The 21,535-nt window shown below is 40.5% G+C and carries 17 protein-coding genes and 1 riboswitch; of the genes, 3 read left to right on the plus strand and 14 right to left on the minus strand.

Going from position 1 to position 21,535, the window contains the following annotated elements; translation table 11 throughout:
• Window positions 1–79: 79 nt before the first annotated feature.
• The 14 genes from V2P20_RS10725 to V2P20_RS10790 form a co-directional block, all read right to left on the minus strand.
• Complete coding sequence (locus V2P20_RS10725) at window positions 80–664, minus strand: serine acetyltransferase (RefSeq protein ID WP_331818181.1); 585 nt, start codon at window positions 662–664, stop codon at window positions 80–82.
• Complete coding sequence (locus V2P20_RS10730) at window positions 642–1,655, minus strand: glycosyltransferase (protein WP_331818182.1); 1,014 nt, start codon at window positions 1,653–1,655, stop codon at window positions 642–644. The genes V2P20_RS10725 and V2P20_RS10730 overlap by 23 nt, the downstream gene beginning before the upstream one ends.
• Window positions 1,645–2,619, minus strand: coding sequence for a glycosyltransferase family 2 protein (locus V2P20_RS10735; RefSeq protein WP_331818183.1), 975 nt, complete (start codon window positions 2,617–2,619; stop codon window positions 1,645–1,647). Before V2P20_RS10735 ends, V2P20_RS10730 begins: the two co-directional genes overlap by 11 nt.
• Window positions 2,620–2,621: 2 nt before the next feature.
• The gene (locus V2P20_RS10740) at window positions 2,622–3,125 is read right to left on the minus strand and encodes a serine acetyltransferase (protein WP_331818184.1); all 504 of its coding nucleotides are present in this window, start codon (window positions 3,123–3,125) and stop codon (window positions 2,622–2,624) included.
• Window positions 3,126–3,149: 24 nt separating this feature from the next.
• The gene (locus tag V2P20_RS10745; RefSeq protein ID WP_331818185.1) at window positions 3,150–4,526 is read right to left on the minus strand and encodes an oligosaccharide flippase family protein; all 1,377 of its coding nucleotides are present in this window, start codon (window positions 4,524–4,526) and stop codon (window positions 3,150–3,152) included.
• Between the two features lie 359 nt (window positions 4,527–4,885).
• Window positions 4,886–5,068, minus strand: coding sequence for a hypothetical protein (locus tag V2P20_RS10750; protein ID WP_331818186.1), 183 nt, complete (start codon window positions 5,066–5,068; stop codon window positions 4,886–4,888).
• A gap of 247 nt (window positions 5,069–5,315) precedes the next feature.
• The gene (locus V2P20_RS10755; protein ID WP_331818187.1) at window positions 5,316–6,695 is read right to left on the minus strand and encodes a hypothetical protein; all 1,380 of its coding nucleotides are present in this window, start codon (window positions 6,693–6,695) and stop codon (window positions 5,316–5,318) included.
• A 219-nt stretch (window positions 6,696–6,914) separates the two neighbouring features.
• On the minus strand, window positions 6,915–8,489 hold the full coding sequence (locus V2P20_RS10760) for a hypothetical protein (RefSeq protein ID WP_331818188.1): 1,575 nt from the start codon (window positions 8,487–8,489) through the stop codon (window positions 6,915–6,917).
• A gap of 857 nt (window positions 8,490–9,346) precedes the next feature.
• Window positions 9,347–10,276, minus strand: a complete 930-nt coding sequence (locus tag V2P20_RS10765) for a CpsD/CapB family tyrosine-protein kinase (protein ID WP_331818189.1) — start codon at window positions 10,274–10,276, stop codon at window positions 9,347–9,349.
• Between the two features lie 783 nt (window positions 10,277–11,059).
• Complete coding sequence (locus tag V2P20_RS10770; RefSeq protein ID WP_331818190.1) at window positions 11,060–12,775, minus strand: Wzz/FepE/Etk N-terminal domain-containing protein; 1,716 nt, start codon at window positions 12,773–12,775, stop codon at window positions 11,060–11,062.
• A gap of 8 nt (window positions 12,776–12,783) precedes the next feature.
• A complete protein-coding gene (locus V2P20_RS10775) occupies window positions 12,784–14,037 on the minus strand; it encodes a hypothetical protein (RefSeq protein ID WP_331818191.1) in 1,254 nt (417 codons plus the stop codon).
• Between the two features lie 30 nt (window positions 14,038–14,067).
• Entirely contained in the window at window positions 14,068–14,598 is a 531-nt protein-coding gene (locus tag V2P20_RS10780) for a polysaccharide biosynthesis/export family protein (RefSeq protein WP_331818192.1), read from the minus strand.
• Between the two features lie 123 nt (window positions 14,599–14,721).
• Window positions 14,722–15,267, minus strand: coding sequence for a VPLPA-CTERM sorting domain-containing protein (locus V2P20_RS10785; protein WP_331818193.1), 546 nt, complete (start codon window positions 15,265–15,267; stop codon window positions 14,722–14,724).
• Between the two features lie 40 nt (window positions 15,268–15,307).
• A riboswitch (cyclic di-GMP riboswitch) is annotated at window positions 15,308–15,396 on the minus strand.
• Window positions 15,397–15,731: 335 nt separating this feature from the next.
• A complete protein-coding gene (locus tag V2P20_RS10790; protein WP_331818194.1) occupies window positions 15,732–17,147 on the minus strand; it encodes an undecaprenyl-phosphate glucose phosphotransferase in 1,416 nt (471 codons plus the stop codon).
• A 728-nt stretch (window positions 17,148–17,875) separates the two neighbouring features.
• Here V2P20_RS10790 and V2P20_RS10795 point away from each other — a divergent pair.
• The 3 genes from V2P20_RS10795 to V2P20_RS10805 all read left to right on the plus strand — a co-directional run bounded on the left by V2P20_RS10795 (window position 17,876) and on the right by V2P20_RS10805 (window position 21,467).
• Window positions 17,876–18,112 (plus strand): hypothetical protein, encoded by a 237-nt coding sequence (locus V2P20_RS10795; protein WP_194969414.1) that lies wholly within the window; start codon window positions 17,876–17,878, stop codon window positions 18,110–18,112.
• Between the two features lie 17 nt (window positions 18,113–18,129).
• Complete coding sequence (locus tag V2P20_RS10800) at window positions 18,130–20,085, plus strand: acetoacetate--CoA ligase (protein WP_331818195.1); 1,956 nt, start codon at window positions 18,130–18,132, stop codon at window positions 20,083–20,085.
• Between the two features lie 317 nt (window positions 20,086–20,402).
• Window positions 20,403–21,467 (plus strand): acyltransferase, encoded by a 1,065-nt coding sequence (locus tag V2P20_RS10805; RefSeq protein WP_331818196.1) that lies wholly within the window; start codon window positions 20,403–20,405, stop codon window positions 21,465–21,467.
• Window positions 21,468–21,535 lie beyond the last annotated feature (68 nt).

The following is a 21,535-nucleotide window of genomic DNA, read 5'->3' on the forward strand; positions in this document are numbered from 1 at the left end:
CCTCAATTTTACCCGGTTTTTTACGGCTAACTACTTAAGAGGGATTAAACTATTAATTCTATTTTCTTATCCAAAACTTTTAAGAGGATAAAGTATTTGTCGAACTTATTACCCTTGCGGGATTGCCACAAACTGTCTTATTAGCTAACACATCCTTTAGTACAACTGACATAGCGCCTATTTTAACATTATCTTCGATATGTACGTTGCCTAAAACCTGTGCATACGCACCTAACTCAACGTTATTTCCAATAATTGGTGCCATGTCATCATTATATCTATTACCAATAGTAACACCTTGGCGCAATATGCAATCTCTTCCTATCTTTGCATTCTTATGTATAAAAATATTTCCAAAATGATAAATCCTTAATCCACTACCAATTTCTGCAGACTTAGGAATACTAACTCCAATTAATATTTCTATTATATGAAAAATAAGCCAATAAATTTTTAAATGAATATTTTTCAGTATTCCATCAGACATATTATCAACCGACTGACCATACCGATACCAAGCAATAGCAACAATAGAAACCTCTTTTAGCCATGGTCTAGGAGGATATTTGCTTAAGTCCGCTTTCCATGCTTGCTCGATTTCTTTTTTCCGAATTTCACTAAATTCATTCATAAGTTTATTTTTAGCTATTAGCTTTGTATTCAATAATAACCTGTTTTCTATTAAAAATTTTATTATTTATTAGAAATTTTAAAATCCCTTGAGTTTGTGGGAATTTTGCTAAAACACAAAAATAAGCATAAATAAACTTATCATAAACAGATAATTCTTCAATTTTATTATTTATTAAAATTCGCGTTACTTGAATTGGATATAAAGCCAATAAAATTAAACTATAATTCGTCCATAGCAACCCACATAAAATAATAAAGGGAATAGATGCACCCCAAACTAGAGCACTTCTATACTGTTTACCCCATCCACCCCAATCCGCAGCATTGGCATACCCAAAGCCAACTTTTGTGCTTCTTTTCCACCATTGAGAAAAATATAGCATGGCTGAATCATGCGTCCCCATTTCACATGGTAAACAATATATTTTCCAACCCTCGTTTCGAATTCTGAAGTACAATTCAGGGTCTGCTCCAGCTATTAAATCCTCATTAAAGCCTGATAATGACTCAAACACTGATCTACGAATTGTCGCGATACCGCCGCATTTATCAATTTCACCAGGACTTGTAAACCAATCCATATCGCAAAGTCGCATATAAACTGAGTTATTCCTAAATTTTTCTCTCAATCGGCCACAAACGACAGCCCATTCTTGATTCATATCAAGTGCTAAAACAGCTTGTTCAAGCCAATCTTTATCCAGCTCACAATCAGCATCAATAAAATGTATATAATCGATATTAGGCTTCTTATCCAAAAGCAATTTGAACCCCTCATTTCTTGCTCTGGAAGCATTAATCGGTTTTGTTTTATCTAATATTAATGTTGGAATATTATATTGTTGTGCGTTATACACACTATTATCGGTAGATTGGGAATCGACGTAAACAACTGGAACACCCGATTGTAAAACTGATTTAAGACATAAAACTAAACGTTTACCCTCATTACGGCCAATTATTACTATACCTATTCTGTCTTTAAGCGTCATTGTTCTATCGCAAAGTAAATTATCTTCCAAGCTTATCTAATACGCGGAAGTCGAATTTTGATAAGCTGCCTATCCAAATATCTTTCCACGTATTAGGATGTACAACCGGCTGTTTTCTTTCAATAAATTCTCTAAGTAAAGAAATCCCTCTACCTAAGATCCATAACACGTTAGCAGCAAACAATCCTGACCTGCCATAATATTTCAAAAAATAGCGGCTCCTAGACATGTAGTAATAAGCTGGTAATCGCACAATTTTTTTACTATTTGAATAACCCTGATTCAAATGCACCACACGAGCAAGAGGCCAATATAGTATTTTCCATCCAGCATTTCTTGCTCTTCTACAATAATCGTTATCTTCCCTATACATAAAGTAACCGTCATCCATTAAGCCGATATCATCAATGACTTTTGCCTGGATCAAAACACATGCAAAACTTATCCATTCAGGAGTGGCTGGACTACTGCAAATTGGCATAGCAACTTCATGTATATCAAAATATTTTAATGTCTTAGACAGAATTCCTGTCGATGCAGCTTTTAAGAATTCATTCCAAGGAGTTAAGTTATAAAAACAACTTGTCTGCGGTTGCCCATCACTCCATTCAAGTTTAGGACCAATAATCCCAGCTCCTGGATTAGCCTCTGCAGCGTTCAATAACTCATTAATTGCATTATCACGAACAAACGCATCACTGTTTAACAATAAATAGTATTTTGCTTTCGCTGACTGTATACCTAGGTTATTGCCTGCCGAGAATCCGCCGTTAACTTCAGATGGGATAACATTTACCCAAGAGGTCCATTGTTTGGATTCAACGAAATTTAAAATCTCAGCAACGGAGTTATCTTGAGATTTGTTATCAACAACGACAGCTCTGTCGCAACTTTTATCTATCTGTCCAGCTAACGAGGTAAGTGCGTAACATACAAGCTGAGGGGTTTTATAGTTAATAATAATTACTACTAAACGCAATTGACTATCGTCCATAATTATCCTTTGTTAACAATTTTTGCTGGTATCCCAACCACAGTACAGCCTTCTGGCACACTTTCAATAACCACCGCATTCGCTCCTATACGAACGTGATCACCAATTATAATATCCCCTAAAATTTTCGCTCCAGCACCAATATCAACATGTCCACCGATAGATGGAATACCACCATCTCTAGAGCCAATTGTGACTTGCTGAAATATTAAGCAGTTGGGACCTATTTTAGCCTGAGGATGAATAACTATCCCATTAGGGTGTGTAATTAAAAGTCCTCCGCCTAAATTTGAATTCAAAGGAATATCAGCGCCCGATATTACACTCCATAAACGATGCTGCAAAACTGCTATCTTGCCAATTATTCGAAAAATTAGACCTGTTTTATCTTGAACGTGTTGATACCGACGAATAGATGCCAATAATTTTCTTCCTGGATCCCAAAAACCTCGACATTCCTCTCGCCCCCAATCAGGTATTGTTGAAGAAACTTTACTCTCTTTCATAATTATATATTCTGAATAAATCTATCAAAATATCTCTTTCATATAGTTATAAGTATCTAAAAATATTACTCCAGAAAAATAGCCTACAGCCGAAATAGGTATATATTTTATTTCTTTGAACCATGAAATAATTTTATATTTTGAAAAAAACCATAGAATAATTGGCATTTCAAACAAAGGATTAACCGCAATAGCCCATATTGCACCTTCTATACCATAATAATTATAGCCTGATGGGATCATGCACAACAATACAACCGTTCTTAATGTAATTGCATATGTACCTATTTTAGGATTACCCATTGATAATAACAATGTACTACCAAGCCGAAAACCAGAGCCAATAATAGTAATTGCTAATATCTGCAACATCCAACCAGCTGATTGATATCTATCATCATATAATATTTCTATTATCAAAGGCGCAGTTACATATAGTAACCCTACAATAAAAAATATCGCAATATCTAGCTTCTGTCGAATACCATAATAGATATTTACAACTTTTTCTCTTTCTTCCCGATTAACCTTGCTAAGTAAAGGGTACCAGACATTAAATGTTAAGCTTTCGAGTAAATCCTTCATCGAAGTTGCTAAAAAATAAGCTACCGTATAAAACCCAAGCTGTTCAGCAGAGATAACGCCACCAAGAATCATACGATCGCCATTGAGTCCAACAAAGGTAACCATTGCTGATATAGACAACCATTTGCCAAAATGAAGAAACTCATTAACTATTTTTTTATCCCAATAAAAATAGTTGCTACTTCCAACCAAAACAAAATGTGAAAGTACAGTTTTAAGAAATGCACTGACAATAGTACCAACAACCAAAGCCCATACATCTTTGTAGACCCATGCCCACACAATCATTACTACTAATCCTACAAATTGTGAGAACAAATCCAACAAACTAAGCCGCCCTAGCATCATATTTCTCTGGGCCAGCCAAATTCTTGTCGATTCAAATCCTGTTATAAATGCTACCACACCAGTAACCGCTAGCAATGAAGGTAGTCGACTATCGCTATATATTGAATCAGGCGGTATCATCCCTTTATCTGTCAAGAAAAATAATAGCCACCCAATAAAAGAAATTACCCCCCAAAGTATTACGCCTCGAATAACCTGTATAGTCCAAGCAGTGTTTAGGACATCAGGACTCTCTCCATTTTCGTGCCTAATGATATTGACTTTAAGGCCAATTTCACTGCACATATAAACACCAACGCGAACTACAGTAACAATTGCCATTAAACCAAATAGTTCTGGCAATAATAACCGCGTTAGAATGAGATTGGAAAAAAACCTTAACAACTGTGAAACTACGAAGTTTATAATTGTCCAAAATGAGGCTCGTGCAGAATTACTTTTCAAAGAATAGCTTTTTTTTGTCTTCATATTGACTAAGAATCGAGTGTAGAGCCTATTTATTGTAAGCAATGTTCATTGGTAATAACTATCGAGCTATCTCTGCACCCTTTCTACCGTGGTTTGACTCGACAAAGTGTCCAGTCATAGACCATGCTCTCTGATAGAGCATCTTCAACACCCACACTACTTTTTCACCAATATGAAAAATCATAATTCAATGAGACGGAACTGCAATCGCACCGACTTGCACACGTATCTCATAAAGTTCATTGAAAGAAATTGCGTGCGCATTGGACATACTAACCATTGCCAAATAAATCGAATGCAATAACCTTGTGCCCGAGAGCCTCAAACAATTGCCTGACAGAAACTCTGCTTCAATAAGCTCAATCCTGAGCCGATGCAGGCATGGGGGTGACGGATATCAAGTTGGCAGTGAATTGGCTCAAATCATAAGCAGCATGTTCAGCATAAATTTTAAATCCAGATATGCAAAATTTATCCTCAATTGGCTCGCTGCTGACGGCAATCGATTGATAATTTCTCTGTCGAAAAGTTTTCGCTGCCATGCACAGCGCCAGGAGTAAAATCCAACTCTCAGCAATCAATAAACCATGCCGAACATGACTGTTAATGACTAAAAAAATTTGGCAATTATAAATAGAGATCAACAAGATTCCGCATCCCAATTAACACCAATAAAAAAGTCAGCAATAGTCGACACAAAGATCATTTCGATATGAAATAACAGAAAAAAGACTAAGAACATACTCCTACAGCGGAAAATTCGTTTGTGTTCAATATATATATTATTCATTACAATAACGCGCTGCTTGACCGCATGTATTCCCGATACTTTTGCAAAAGTGCTTCGGAACGCCCGAGCAATATACCTACCAATAACCATACCCAAGGCGATAATGACGAATTGGGTAACTGATCAATGATAACTAAACTAGCTAACAATGCATGGGCCGCCAGCATTATTAATTCCTGCCGGGACTTAACTAATTTTGAGACCGATACAGCACTAAATATCGGAATAGCTAGTAAGCCAAATTCAGCGATAAATCCAAGCCAGCCGAATTGACCAAAGGTTATAATCCACCGACCATCTGTGACTGATTCATCTTTACCGTTTTCCTGGTTATAAACCCGATTGCGCCCCCAACTTCCCCAGCCAAAGAAAAATCGCTGCTGACCATGTTCTAACAACTTGTGTTCATTATCAAACCGAAAACCCAGTGACTGGGCACGATCTGCATCGACGGAAGCTGCCCATTCTATAAGGGCCTGATGCGGAAAAATGTTCATGATCGACATCGTAGGGTAAAGCAAAGCTATCAATACTAAAAATGTCGCGATACGCAACTGATTTTTAATGCTAGCTAGCTTTATAAGCAGGAGCGCGGCAAAGCCATACATAGTTGACGCTACACTTTTACACAGTATCAATACTAATAATAGGTAATAAGCCACACCTGCCGATGAAAACTGGCGTATTTTGTCTTTCAGTTGCCAGATCACCACTGCCGAAGTTAAGGTTATAGCGGCAAAAAACGCCACCCGTAGGCCATGCCCTATAAATACAACAGGTCGATAACCACCATATCTCATTTGTTGTCCGAAACTATGTGGAAAATAACCGTAGACCCAGGTATGTAACTGTGGACTCATGCGCACTTCAAACAGCATCAGCACTGAATATCCTAATCCGGCCAAAGCCAGCGCTTTAAACATTAACAGTTGATTATCGCAAGTCTTAAATAATTGTCTTCCAATAAAAAATGGGATGATAATAATAAACTGATTAACCATTGCCGAGAGCGCATCATAGCTTGTCATCCCTGGCAAAAACCGTCCACCTATAAAAATAGCATCGCTGTTTAATTCGGCCGTAATAAAAGGCTCAATTATGAATAAAATTACCAGCCATTTTACCCAACCGCGTCCACTCAGGATTGAAACGCGTCGTTTTGTCACAAACCAGCAGCCCAGAAAAGCTGATAAAACAGGAATTGAATTTTTATCGAACGGTGGAATCATCGGCAAATCGACTGACGTACCGACGGGCAAGAACATAAATCCACCTAACAGTGTCCATAAAGTCGCTGCCTGTACTGTTTTAGTACGGTATAGCCTAATAGAAATCAATGGCCATAGAGCTAGTGTTGTATAGGCAAACCAGTTACCCATTTATAATTATTCCATTTTCAAACAATTTTTTGACCCGCCGGGCGCAGTAAGTGACGCGAGACCTTGCAAGGTTTAACGAACAAAACCTATGTACAGCAAGAGATTTAACTGCTTAAGCTCACGATAAGACAGACAAGAGTTTGTTGAATAGTCGAACCATGAACACAAGCTGTTTTCTGAAGTTCAAAATATAATTTTTAAGCATGACTTATTACTAGTTTATTTGCAATAAAAGGCATTGTTGCTTAAAATTTGTTGAACTGCTAGGTATTTAGGTGCCTGATTTGGACTCTGTCCCATGTATTCAAGCAATCCCCACGTTCCCCACTTACTTGGTTTACCAGTTGTCGCAAACCAAGTTAATAAATCACCCCCAACTTTTACCCAATTATCATAAAATGCTAAATAAAGATCTTTCATTTTTGGATTTCTATTGATTCTTATCAGCTTCTCAGTAAGTTCATTATTGTCTAGCAGTATTCCATAATCGGGATGTTGTCCAACTGCAACAAGATGCTGACCTGCTTCATATGCAATTAAGTCCAGGTTGTATTTATCAGCTACATTTTTTTGTAGCTCTAAATAAGACTTGGTTTTTGGTATGCTTACTGTTTCCAAATATTCAAGAATTTCATCATCCGTCATCTCCATGGTTTTAGTGACCATATCTGGAGAGCCTAGCTCATTCCCAAAGTAATATCCGACTGCCAATGCATCTGCATGTCCTGCCAATCCTGGTGTTGCAAGGATTTGTTCCGATACCCATGAATTCACAAACTGTGTTGAGACAACTCTAATCAGTCGCTCTGTACCACCGAATACATCTTCCCAAATTTTGAATAATTCAAGGGAACGTTTACCATACTCAGCATAACGTGTTGTATTATTCTGCTTGGCTAATGCGGTAAGATATTGAGCCTGTGGGAACCTACTGTTCCATGCCTCATTGGTATATTCAATATAGATTTTCAAATTCGGCTTTAGATTGTCTCTGACATACAGAGCCATGTTTCTAAAGTAATCATCATCTGCCATATGAGGTGCGAGCAACCAGGGATTGGTATCTGTTTCATTGGCTATTTGTATAATATCTTCTATGGAACTACTGCCTGCACCCAAAGAGCCCTGTTTCTTCCGATCTTGCCATTTAACTTCTTTAGAATGATTAGTATCTTGTAGATCAAGATACCTCATTACACTTACGCCTTTCCATTGATTGATAAATACATCTCTGACTGTCTTGTTCTGATAATTCTCTTCGTTCTCCTTTGGTATAAATCTTATATTTCTTAAATGATCATCTGCTTTTGTAGATTTTTGAACTAAGCCCAATCTGCCTTTTGCCAATTCGACTTCTATTCTCCCACGTTTTTTACTTATTATTCTGGGTTTGTTTAAATTAAAATCCAGCTCACCTTCGCCATCATATAGAAGAATATATCGACTATCCGTAGAAGAACGCCCCCATTCATCATCATGAATAATGGTTTGCGCAGAACCTTGATCAACAGTTTTCAAATATCCATTTTCATCAAAGTCTAAAGGTATATTTTCCCATGATGATCTCCATGGTCTAATCCAACCCATAGACATTTTCGCTAAATCAACGTATGGCATTCCTACAGAGTAGTAATTAATTCCTTCTATATTAATACCTATACTGGATTGGCATTTAGAAGCAACTGGTAAAGATGCGGTTGACAAAGAAGTACCAGGCAAATCACCGGCATTAGCCCATACAACACCCACCCCCCATAAGGCGACCGTAGCTATGATTTTTAACCTATACAACATAATTGATTCCTCTTTAATTTTTAACTGTTCACTCAGAAGATGACTATAAATTTAAATACGCGACGAAATATAAGCTCATAACTATTCATGTATTTCGACTATTAACTCAATGCGAAAAGCTTACTTGCATTTATGGCAAACTTGCCTAACACACAAGTCGTCATTTCTGGAGAAATTGTTGGAGCCATAGCCCATGTGGTGAATCAGTGTTTTCAAATAAATTTTATATCACTATTGATGATACTAAAAATCAGCCTATCAGCCGGCACATCAGACTTTTATATAGGATAGGATAATATAATGTTTATTATGCACTAGCCGTTATGGATATAAGGTTATTTGCTTCTCAATTTGCTATAAATTGATACGATCTCCCTACCTTTCTCCCGCCAGTCATATTCATTTAGAGCTTTTAATCTTGCCTGCTTAGCAAACTCTAATCGCGTATCTTGATTTTCGGCCAGTTTTTCCATATTTCCAGCAAATTTGCTTATAAATGCTTCCTTTTCAGTTAATGCTACTTTGACGCCAATCTTCTCAGTAATTAATTCGCTTGGGCCCCATGGTCCGGAACAATGCAGGGTAACCCGGAAGCCATTGCTTCAACAATAACATTACCCCCCAACTTCTCGAATAGTTGGAAAAACAAAAACGTCAGATTTACCTATACTTTCTGCAATCTCATTTTGCCCCAACCAATCAGTAAACTGAACACAATGAGTTAACCCATGCTCATCAAACAATGTTTGCAATCTATTACAACGACTAACTATGCAATAATTACGCAAAGTATTCAGCGATTAAAAAATATCCAAGCCATTTGCACTAACCCTAATAAAATCTGGCTTTTGAAATAACTAATAATACCCCTGATGATCAGGCATGGTTTCCGATTTATTTAATACCGTTCCCAACAATTGAGTACCAGACAGCATCCGCAATGCTTTAGTGACTTCTTCGGGCGTATTGCCGCCTTCTTCAACCACCAGTAACGCCGCATCGAAATAGTCCATGCTGACCAAAACATCATCAGTGACCAGGACGGGTGGCAAATCAAATATTATAATTCTTGATTCGTAGTGGTTTTTTATATCGTTGATCAGACTCTTCATTCTGGGGCCTGACAACATTTCTGAAGATCCTGTTACCTGCCCTTTGCCTGGCAGCAGTACTAGACGCTCAAATCCAGGATTAACCAGGATATCGGATAAGGGGATATCGCTTTCTAAGTTCTTAATACCACTCAACCAGTAGCCTTCTGGATTAACCAGGATATCGGATAAAGGTATATCGGACGTGAGGTAATCGCTCAGGCCCTGCTCGACTTGCAGATCAAAATACCAGTGAATTTTGGGAAATCTTAAATCGAGATCGACAAGCAGGACTGTCTGATTGACTTCCATAGACATCGCGATGGCCAGATTAGCGGCAATCATCGATTTTCCTGCACCTTGCGTCGGAGCAGTTATGGCAAAACTGTTCCAGTTGTTTTCCCGCAATTGTTTGAGGACTTTTGTACGCAGCATCCGAAACACTTCCGCTACCGGGTCATGTTTCAGCATGGAGACTACTCTGCGCTCCTTCAACACCTCCTGATTGGCGGCATGTACTTTGGTTTTCGCATAGACAATAGCTTGCTCATCGGGAAATTTTTTTGTTTTCTGAGTGGCGACCTTGACCTCGGGTTGTTTAGATTTTCTATATTTATCTAAAGCTTGCTGTATGTGTTCCAACTTTATTGCCCCATGTTCACTGTTTGCTCGTTTATTCTGGAATTCTACATCCACGCTCATCTTATGCTTGAGAATATAGATGTAATTACATAAGTGTAGCCTTTTATCGCTATAAAGCCTTAGATAATAGGCTTAAACACTGATGCCCTAAACACTTGTGCTACTTTTTATCTTGCTTGCCTCTTTGAGCGCTTACCGCTGCTTTTGAACCTTTCCTTGCCAAAGACGATACAAGTGTTCGAGTTTATGCGGACCCACTTACACTACCTAACTAGTGCAGATATTCCATGCTGTCTCGGGTCGAATAAATTCGACCTTACATTTAGTGATCCAATTTGAATAATCATCGTATCAACGACACTTATTAAGCCGACATAAATTCAACTAAACGTATAATATCAGTTAAAACAGTACTGCTCCTTATCTTCCCTAGATATTCCACACCGGATAATTATTGTAATTTCTTATTGTTAAAAGCTTTTTAAACGATTTTTATTTAAATAGTTGATTATAAATTCCAACTATATAATCAGTTATGAAATCACTATTATAATTTACTAATGTTACGCATGGGCTTTATTTTATTCTGGCTGCGCGCTGACGACAGGTTGTGAGATCGATCTCACAGCAGAACTCGTCGCATGACTAGTGATGCGTACGCGTAGGTGCGAATTTACTTGTGCCCCTTGCGGGTATTCGTACTATTTATTAATGCCCATAACTCGGGAAAGCGTTTCGGGTCGAATGAATTCGACCCTACAGTTGAATTCAAACCACCGTCGCCTGACGGTACTTTTTAAATCCGTCTCAATCCAACTGATGCGTAATACCAGTGATTTATATAAGCCCCAAGCGGTTCCAGGTTTTGTACCATAAAATATCAAGCGGCATATAAAGCATGTGTACTGATACTATCATGCCCAGCAGTAATACGCCTGCTATTATGCTGAAATTGATAATGTTTCTTCTGGTTCGATCGATGTCTTCCTGACTTTTAATATAGGGCACCACGACTAGTGGTTCCGCACCGACAATATGCGCCAAGGAACGGTGACCTCTGATGCTATCGTCCATCGTTTCTCTCAGAAGACCCGCTCCAAAACCGCCCCCTATCGAAGCTATAAAACCTATGAATAATAGTTTCAACCGGTTAGGTTTGATGGGTTTATTCGGCAGAAGCGGCGGTTCTATCAAGCTGAATTTTTCAGCCTTTTGCTCTTCTTCCAGCGTCTGCGCCAATTTGGCCTCAAGCTGTTTTGCCTTGAGTTCATTGTATTTAGCCTTGTTGTTATCCAGATCTCTCATCAATTCATAATAACCGCGTTCAACCTGATGAGTTTGTGATATGTTGATTTCCAACGCTTTTAATTTTTCCTGCAATTCGGCCCGGTGTATTCTAATGCTTGCCAGTTCAACTTCAGCCACATCAATTTCACTCTTAATTTGCAAAAGCGTTGGATCACTAATAGTTTGATTCGCCCGCTTTTTTGCAGCGGATAGACTCTGCGGGCCTGTCAACTCGGCAACCTTGCGCTGAGCAGCCTTGACATCAGGATGGTTATCGGAATATTGCTGACGTAATTCTACCAACTCCTGTTTCGCTTCCTGCAATTTACTATCTACCTCTGACTGCTCAGGATTTTCTCCTGATTCAAGGATCTCGACTTGCCGTTTAACTCGCATGACATCCGGATGATTGGCCGAATACTTACTTAGTAAGCGTGCCTGTTCCAGTTTTAATTCTGCAAGGGATTTCGGCGCGCTTCCATCGGAAGCCGATGGAAGCGCGCCTTGGCTGGCTACGACCATTTGCGATCTTAAGCTGATTTTTCGCTCATCAAGCATCTTTTCTCGCAAATCCAATTGCTGAATTTCACTTTCTATACGGCTGACTGTTGATAAATTGACCGGCAATAATTCGGGCAAGCTATCCCTGTATTTTTCTTTATATTCAGCCAGTTCATTCTCAATCTTCTGAATGTCAATTTTGAATTTCTGCGTTTCTTCTTCCAGAAACGCGGTTGTTTCTTCAGCCCGCTCTGTCCTGGCACGAACGTTTTCATTTAAAAACAGGGTAACCAGTTCATTGGTTACTTTTTGTGCCTGCAATGGGTCTTTATCATCAAATGATAATTTGAATGCGAGCGTTGCCTTGCTGAGTCTCCCTTGATTAATTACGTCGGCATTAACAAGCTCCAAGTGAGCATTCATCCGGAATTCTTCCGCCAGTTCCGCTGACGTCAATTTTTTCTTTTGCTTCGGATACAGATCGAATTTGTCAATGATTTTTGTTAAATTCTCGGTCGTCATAACCCGTTGCTGAATCAGGTTGATACGCTCATCAGCATAACTGGTAACGGTTGATTTAACCAGATCGGTTGGAATTTGTTGCTGCTCAATCAGAATGGTAGCTTGGGATTGATAAACTGGAGGTAGAATCAATGTAACCACTACACTGGCAAACAATAATAAGAGCGCAGTGACGGCAATCAGGTACTTTCGTCTGCGCGCTATCAGCAGGTAATCTTTCAGGGTTTTAACGTTTTCTTCCATTACAATCTCTATCTTGAAATACTTAAACCGGGCCAGTTGTAATTAATGGTCAACATGAATATATTTGAGTCCGCTGTGCTGTCCGGGTTTTTTCTGTCCTGGTTTCTGTAGGCGTAAGATGCCGATAATAACCAGTCCTGGGTCAATTCCCAGTTAATATTAGGTGAAACCCATATATTTGTTCGGCTCTGCCCAAATCCACCATTAATACCACTGACTGAATCCGTCTCCCGATAACTGGTTGTCAACCCGCTGGAAAGCCTTTCGGTTATTTGATATAAAAAATCAAGGCTGACCAGGGTTTGCTCGGTTAATTGCCCTTGGCCTGAAGGAACCAGCGATCGGCTTAAGCCGAAATTTGACGACAGACTTTCTCCTTTGTAGTGCACACCGATATCTGTCAGGAAACCTGCCGATGTGTCCTGACTTGCCGCCGTCAATAGCCCGGGAATGATTACTGTATCTATGTTTGTGTCCGTGATTCGTCCGCCGATGGTGCCGTTGAATTGCCATTCTTCCGATAATTGATAGGACGATGTCAGGTTTACCCCATAACTGTTGCTTTCCGAGTTTATTTGCCCTGTCGAATTGTAATTCGAATAAAATGCGGAAATGGACTGCGAAAATAATTCACTCCACTGCCGTTGCCAGCCCACATTAATCGACTTAACTTCGTTGTCACTAAAACTATTAATGACATTATCGTTATCACCAGAACCAGGGCTGGAATAGGTTGATTTTGAGTAGGTCGCTGAACTGATCAGGCTGTCCAGTTCGGTGAATCTGTATGAATAAGTCGGCGTGACTGTCAGGTTGTTGCGTCTTGCATTGGTTGCAAAATTACCAGTGTCCTGCTCTGCAAAATTCTGGCTGGGCACGACAGAATAACTCGCACTTACCCCCGTAAGGCTGCGTTCGGTCCTGTACTCGGTGCTTAAGCCATAGTCCTGTGGATTCTGATCGAGCTCTTCTATGTCAGTATAATGCTGGACACCATAACTGGCTCTACCTTGCACATCCCACACTTCTGTCTTACGGGCAAAATTCAGCGTAGGCGTTAAATAGTAAACGAGGGACCCTTCCGGGTTTTCGGATAACATTTTGACATTGTCGTTATAAGATAACGACTGATTGACAATGCCATCAACTATCCATTCTGCGGCATCAAGACTGGAACAGAAAACGCTCGCGCCGACAATCAGCGCAATCCTTTTGCGATGGCCGCGACATTTTCTTCCCTCTTGTTGAGATATGGTTTTCATGTGCTCAATATACTTTTAAACAGAGCGCAATCAGGGCACTACAATTACATCGCCACTCCGCAACAAGTGGTTGTTTTCCAATTTGTCGCCATCTTCTACTTCGCCGTATTTAAATGCGATCGATTCGGATTTGTCGCCATTACGGCGCAAAATGACAATATCGTTAGCCTTCGCAAACGCTGTCAGGCCGCCGGCAAGACTCAACATCTGCATGACATCCATCGGCTGATACATAACGAACTGCCCCGGTTTTTTCACTTGGCCGATGACATAGATGGAATTACCCTCAGCTGACTTGACCGAGATATTGACTACTGGATCGGCAATAAGCTCTGCGAGCCTCTCTTTCAAAATAGACTGTATCTGGCTTATCGATTTGCCGGCAACTGAAATACTTCCCGCTAGCGGAAAACTTATGCTGCCATCGGGTAAAACCCGCACTTCCTTTTGCAAGGCTTCTTCATTCCAGACCGAGATATCAAGGATGTCACCGGAATTAACCGTATATTGGTTAGAGTCGGCATGCGCAGTCTGAAAAAAAATGGAAACTGCCAACAACAAAAAAATTCTCATAAAAAATAACATAATTTTTTACTACTATTCTGTGAAATTAAAAAAAGGGGCACTGAGCCCCTTTTAGTATAATGGAAAAATTAATTTCCTTATGCAACAGATTGTGCTGAATTAGCTTTTGCGACGTGAAAAGCCGACTAAACCCATGATTGCAGAACCGAACAACCAAATAGCAGCTGGCACAGGCACCGCAGAAACACTATCAAGTTTTAATTCGGAAGACAAGCCAGAGTCCCCAACATTAGCTATGCCGAACATTATAGGACCGAAATAAGTCTCTGCAACTGTGTATGAAAATTTATTCCATCCGCTGTTGCCATAATCACCGACTGTGGCGACATCAGATAATTTAAAATATTGATCGCCTACGAAAAACGCGAAATCGTTGTATGGCAAATAATCATTTGCTACAAATTTCCACATAAATTCAATAGTTTCTCCACCAAAGAAATCTGTGGATTGTATTAAGGAGCTATTGCCTGTAATTGAGCCGTAATACTGACCTTCTGGATGATCAGAATCATTTTTGACAGATCCCGTTCCTATTAAAGTCCAATCAGAAAAATCTCCCGTTTCGAATCCAATATTCAATAATGCTGCATTTGCATTTGAAATAGAAAACAGGAACAACAGACCTGCTAAAGATATTTTTTTCATAACAACCTCTGAAACAACAAATTATAAATTAAGTATCATAATTTGCAGCCCGACTATCTTGGTAAACCCACCTAACCAAGACTCGTGGTTTTCCGCCCCTGCTTCACAACAGGTTTAGCCTTTATCTTCCATGAACCGTGCCAACCGGGCGGTTGGTCACGAAATTAACAACTACCGTTCCAATTCGTTGATAGCATCCAGCGGTCAATTGCAACGCGCCAGAAGATAAACATAATAAAAACAGTTATCTATATAACCTTGAACAAAAAATTACTATGTATTTTAAAAAAGGTTTTGACGTTACATAACGATAAAACATTATATCGTCCGGTACGGCAAATAAGACAATTAAGTTATGTTTATGGGCTCTATTCTATAAAAAACTTCTTATTTGTCTATATAATTTTTCACATTTCTTCTATATAATTTTTTACATCTTTCAAATAACATTCTATACCATAGAGCTAATAAGCTTTCGCTCCCAAAAAACCTTTAAAGACAGTCAGTATTACAATTTTAATATCCAGCCACAAAGACCAGTTTCTTATATAGGCCAGATCATATTGTATTCTTTTTTCCATTTTGTCTAAGGTATCCGTTTCTCCCCGATAACCGTTTATCTGTGCGTATCCGGTTATCCCCGGTTTTACTATATGCCTGAGCATGTAGCCTTTTATTTGTCCGCGATACCATTCATTATGCGCTACCGCATGGGGTCTGGGACCAACGATTGACATTTTCCCCTGTAAAACATTAATAAATTGGGGCAATTCATCCAGTGATGTACGTCTTAAGAAAGCGCCCAGTCTTGTTACTCTGGGATCATTCTTTCGAGCTTGTTTAATATTGTTGTCGTCTTCGCTGACAGTCATCGTTCTGAACTTCCAAACGACTATTTCCTCGCCTCCAATTCCGTATCGACGCTGTTTGAATATCACGGCTCCAGGCGAGCTTATTCTGACACTAGCGCTAATGATTAGTAACGGAATTGCAATTAATATTAGAATAATCAGACTGACCACTATATCAAAGGCTCTTTTTATAACGCCATCAACCCCGTAAAAAGGGGTATCACGAATACTTATGACAGGTATACCCTTTATATGATGCAAACTGGATCTTAACAGATCAAACACAAATAAATCAGGGACATAATAAACTGAAACAGTCGAATCCGATAATTGCTCTATCAATTCTTTAATTTTCAGCTCTGTCCGCAAGGGAAGTGTAATATAAACAATATCAATAGCTCCGCCTCTGGCATCTTTAATCAATTGTTGAAAATTACCTTTCAATTTATTTTCGGCTAAGGCGCCTCCATCAATTTCTGTTTCCTGCTCATCATCATAAAAGCCGACAAAATGCAGCCCCATCGATTCTTCTTCGGCAAATATATTTTTTAACTCAACACCTAACCGGTTTGCTCCGACAATCGCTGCCCGGCGGGTATTTCTTCCCTTTTTTCTGATTATGCCGGCAATACTGCTGACAATAATGTGCCAGGAGACTATCTCCACAGGCACCGCCCCAATCCACATCCAAAAATAATATCTGTAAACAGGATCCACCAAGGGGTAAGCCTGATCAATCCCCATTATTACAACCAATACCCAGAACCATGAAAAAAGAATACGCTTTATTTCAGTGTGGATAGATAGCCCTCGGCTTTGCCGATACAACTCGTTAAATTCTGCAAAGATACCGAAAACTACGATCGAAATCAGAAGCCACCAAGTTTGCTTGCGGTCCCACTCAGTAGCGTTGATATCAAGAATGGCCCATAAGGTCAATCCAATAACAATAACGTCCAGCAATCGCGCCAATGCTATTAACTTATTGCTATGAGGGCGGATAATTCCGAATTTATGAGTGTTGTTCACTTTAAAGTTATTGAATTTTAAGAGGTAATAAAAAAACGGACACTAGATATCCTAATGATTCTAAGGCATTTCAAATATCGCTACAAGATAACTCTTGGAAATCTGTACCTATTTAATAACTTAACCTACAGGTTTAATTTCATTTTTTATGCCGTATCGAACCAGTCGACTTTTTTGAATTTAAAATTATGTTTTTTAATAGAAAGTTGATGAGTATCAAAAAATATTCTGCTACTTGGTTAATTAATAGCTTTCATTTTTAGGTGTATCAATTAGTGCATAAAATGATGGGCCATTATATGTACAAATGCTGATTCAATGCTCGCCCGTCATGCCTTTGGGAATTATCGATGAGCCGAGTGCTCTATAAGAAGGCGAAAGATGTTATTACTGCAGGAAATCGCATTTTTCTGAATGTTTGCTTTGGATATGAGGCTATAAATGACTTAATGCGACCAACATGGAGCAATCTGTCGCCCGGATCAGGCAAACAAATAGAATCATGCGACTACTATTGCCGGCAATGCCTCCAGTCGCCTTTTGTTTTCCCGGCCAGAGGCTACAAACATCATTCCATTTATGCGCTTATGGATACAAATGGCACTACGCGATAGCGGATGCTTTGCATTTTTGCCTTGCGAATAACGAAAAAACGCCTGGCCCTATCGCTTCCGGGGACTATTAGTCATGGACGATTAAAAACGTTAGTAAGGTATTGGAGGTGACAAATGAACAAAGGCAACGCTGTACCTGCAAAATCCGCCGCCGTTGTGGTTGTCGATTTTCAGAACTACAAACTTCGGAGCATCGCTCACGAATATGTCAGACTCTTAGCCGAATACGGCGTAGAAGCCGCCTCGTTATGGAGCATGGATAAGTTGGCGAATAATATAGAAAAAAAACAGTTTAACCAGTTTGTCCAGCAGGAAATGCGCAAATACGGTTTTGTAGCTCGCGAGCATTAGTACAGGAAGGTGACGACTTGAATCCGGTCATGTGGCAGCCTTCACTAGAAAGGCGGGAAAAAGCCATTATCACCGCTTTTATAGCCAGAGTACGAGAAAGCTACGGGGCTAACGTCACAGACTATGAAAATCTATACCGCTGGTCCATTGCCGAACCGGCGGCGTTTTGGGATCTGTTGTGGCAATTTGCCGGTATTATCGCTAGTCATAAAGGGATGCAAATTGTAGCGGATGCCGGCAAAATGCCCGGCGCCAGGTGGTTTCCCGAGGCGCGGCTTAATTACGCGGAAAATCTGCTGCTTAAAGGCCATGAAAATCAGTATGCCATTATTTTCCATAGCGAAAACGGAGAAAGCCAACGCTTGTCTTATGACGAGCTATACCGCCGCGTATCACAGCTCGCGCAGGCACTGCGTCGCGATGGTATTAGACCGGGCGATCGGGTTGCCGGCATTCTGCCGAACCGGCCTGAGAGCATTATCGCGATGCTAGCCACAGCGAGTCTGGGAGCAATCTGGAGCAGTTGCTCACCGGATTTTGGCGTGGCCGGTATCGTGGATCGTTTCAGCCAGATCACTCCCAAAATATTGTTTATCGGCGACGGTTATTTTTTTAACGGCAAGGTCTTTGACCGCTCCGGCCAGATAGCGCCGCTGCTCCAGGCCATGCCATCCATTGAAAAACTGGTGTTGATTCCCGTGCTAAACAATTTCGAGGGAACGAATGAAAATCGGGTGGCGCTTTGGCTGGATTACTTGGCCAGTTTTCCGGATGACCGCCCCATTGCCTTTGCCCAACGGCCATTTGATGCCCCGCTTTTCATTCTCTATTCATCGGGCACGACAGGCCCTCCGAAATGCATTATCCACAGAGTTGGCGGCACGCTGATCCAGCACATCAAGGAACACAGGCTGCATACCGATATTCATGCCGGCGACCGTCTGTTTTATTACACGACCTGCGGCTGGATGATGTGGAACTGGCTGGTTTCAGGCCTGGCATCCGGCGCTACGCTGGTGCTTTATGACGGCTCGCCGCTTTACCCTGCCGCCGATGCCCTGTTTGATTTAATCGATGCGTACCGGATTAATGTTTTCGGAGTTTCCGCCAAGTATATCGATGCGCTTAAAAAAGCATCTGTAAAGCCCCGGAAAACACATAACCTGGCCTCGCTCAGAACGATCTTATCGACCGGCTCGCCGCTGGCGCCGGATAGCTTTGATTTTGTCTATCAGTCGATCAAATCCGATGTCTGCCTGTCCTCGATTTCAGGCGGTACCGACATTATTTCCTGTTTTGTGCTGGGATGCCCGATTCTGCCTGTGCGGCGCGGTGAAATTCAGTGCCGGGGCCTGGCCATGAAGGTCGATGTCTTCGATGATGAGGGGCGGTCGCTGCAGGGACAGAAAGGCGAACTGGTTTGCACGGCGCCCTTTCCGTCCATGCCGGTGGGTTTCTGGAATGATCCGGAACAACGTCAGTATCATGCGGCCTATTTTGAAAAATTTCCCGGTGTCTGGAGCCATGGCGATTACGTTGCCTTAACCGATCAGGGCGGCATGATCATATACGGCCGATCCGATGCCGTTCTGAATCCGGGAGGCGTCAGGATAGGCACGGCGGAAATATACCGGCAGGTAGAACAAATCGATGAAGTGCTGGAGAGTGTAGTCGTCGGGCAAGATTACCATGGAGACTGCCGGCTTATTTTGTTTGTGGTTTTACGTCCTGGGATACAGCTAACCGATCAGTTAACAGCAGCCATCAAGCAGCACATCAGAGAGAATGCCTCGCCTCGCCATGTGCCTGCCCTGATCCTGCAAGTGACCGACATTCCGCGTACCAAAAACGGCAAAATTGTTGAACTTGCGGTGCGCGATATCATTCATGGCCGTCCTGTCAAGAATCAACAGGCGCTAGCTAATCCCGAAGCGCTCAAGCAGTTTAGCCGGATTGTGTCATTGCTTCGATGAGCCGATTCAATAAAAAATATTTGAAGTGAATAAGAGCTAGTTAGCTATAGTAACGTCAAGAAAAAAGAGTGTGCCTTTTCAAAATAGAAGTTTTGTTATCAATGACACAACCGCTACCACCGGAGGTCTTCTGTCAATTTTTCTGGTAATAAGTTCCTCAAAAACCAGCACTTAAATATAATTTATGTTTTAAAAAAGCAAAATATATTACAAAATCAAAATTCACTCTTGATTAGGCAATAATTTGATTGCACCTGCGCAGACGCTTTTCATCATAGAAACAGCGAAAACCTAATCAACAACATTACTCGTACATAATGAAAGAGACAGTAGTAACCTCAAAAGCAAATATACCCTCCCTTGACGGATGGCGCGCCTTAGCCATATTAATCGTTCTTTTAAGCCATGCGGGATGGGGGAAAATCATACCTGGCGGCTTAGGCGTTACCTTATTCTTCTTTTTAAGTGGCTACCTAATAACTACCTTAATAATGGAAGAATATCGTCGGGACCAGGCCATCAATATCTGCAATTTCTATATCCGTCGCATCCTCCGATTAGTCCCAACTCTCACAATAACTCTGCTCATCGCCTACGGATTAACATTATTTCAACTGCTTCCAGGTGGAATAACTTGGCAAGGCTTCTTAGCTCAACTTTTCTACTTTGCCAATTACTATACGCTCTTTTTCGATCCAGGAAGTACAACTCCGCAAGGCACAGGCATTTTGTGGTCTCTTTCCGTTGAGGAACACTTCTATATCGCGTACCCTCTAATTGTTTCCGTGATTTTGACAAAAACGAAAGGACGTCATATGGCTTTCATTTTTGCAGCAGCCTGCATCGGCGCTTTAGTTTGGCGAGTTCATCTTTCAGGAGCAGTGGACTTCAACCCAAACCGAACCTATTATGCAACAGATACACGCTTTGATTCTATTCTCTACGGCTGTGTTCTCGCCTTAGTCAAGAATCCAGCATTCCCCACCGAGAGACATGCTATGATGAAAAAACATCACAAAATTGTTTTCATCATCAGCCTCATAGCGCTTGCATTCACAATTTTATACCGAGATCCACAGTTCCGAGAAACATTTCGCTACTCTCTACAAGGCATCGCTCTAATGCCACTTTTTTACCTATCAATTAAATTCTGGCGCAGTACCCCTTTCAAATTTCTAAATGTAAGACCTATTAAAATAGTGGGCGTCTATTCGTACTCCATCTACTTAATACACTATATTTTTATTAAACTGATCAACCCCCATACCAATTCGCCTATAATTATATTTGCGCTTTCTGCAGTTTTAGCCATAGCTTATGCAGCAATAATGGACAAATATGTAGAGCGATTCTTTAAAGATCTGCGGAAATCCTTCCGTTGAATTAAAGTTTTATGGCATAAATCGTACGGTTGAGCAGCTACCTAAAGATAAAAGCAAAAGATTTTGTC

Source organism: Methylobacter sp. Wu1 (assembly GCF_036553575.1).
GTDB lineage: Bacteria > Pseudomonadota > Gammaproteobacteria > Methylococcales > Methylomonadaceae > Methylobacter.

What these genes read in the sequence shown, in the direction of transcription:
- V2P20_RS10750 (WP_331818186.1), bottom strand. Translation starts at nt 5,068, where the DNA reads ATGGCAGCGAAAACTTTTCGACAGAGAAATTATCAATCGATTGCCGTC.
- V2P20_RS10785 (WP_331818193.1), bottom strand. Translation starts at nt 15,267, where the DNA reads ATGAAAAAAATATCTTTAGCAGGTCTGTTGTTCCTGTTTTCTATTTCA.
- V2P20_RS10770 (WP_331818190.1), bottom strand. Translation starts at nt 12,775, where the DNA reads ATGGAAGAAAACGTTAAAACCCTGAAAGATTACCTGCTGATAGCGCGC.
- V2P20_RS10755 (WP_331818187.1), bottom strand. Translation starts at nt 6,695, where the DNA reads ATGGGTAACTGGTTTGCCTATACAACACTAGCTCTATGGCCATTGATT.
- V2P20_RS10740 (WP_331818184.1), bottom strand. Translation starts at nt 3,125, where the DNA reads ATGAAAGAGAGTAAAGTTTCTTCAACAATACCTGATTGGGGGCGAGAG.
- V2P20_RS10760 (WP_331818188.1), bottom strand. Translation starts at nt 8,489, where the DNA reads ATGTTGTATAGGTTAAAAATCATAGCTACGGTCGCCTTATGGGGGGTG.
- V2P20_RS10775 (WP_331818191.1), bottom strand. Translation starts at nt 14,037, where the DNA reads ATGAAAACCATATCTCAACAAGAGGGAAGAAAATGTCGCGGCCATCGC.
- V2P20_RS10795 (WP_194969414.1), top strand. Translation starts at nt 17,876, where the DNA reads ATGAACAAAGGCAACGCTGTACCTGCAAAATCCGCCGCCGTTGTGGTT.
- V2P20_RS10745 (WP_331818185.1), bottom strand. Translation starts at nt 4,526, where the DNA reads ATGAAGACAAAAAAAAGCTATTCTTTGAAAAGTAATTCTGCACGAGCC.
- V2P20_RS10735 (WP_331818183.1), bottom strand. Translation starts at nt 2,619, where the DNA reads ATGGACGATAGTCAATTGCGTTTAGTAGTAATTATTATTAACTATAAA.
- V2P20_RS10805 (WP_331818196.1), top strand. Translation starts at nt 20,403, where the DNA reads ATGAAAGAGACAGTAGTAACCTCAAAAGCAAATATACCCTCCCTTGAC.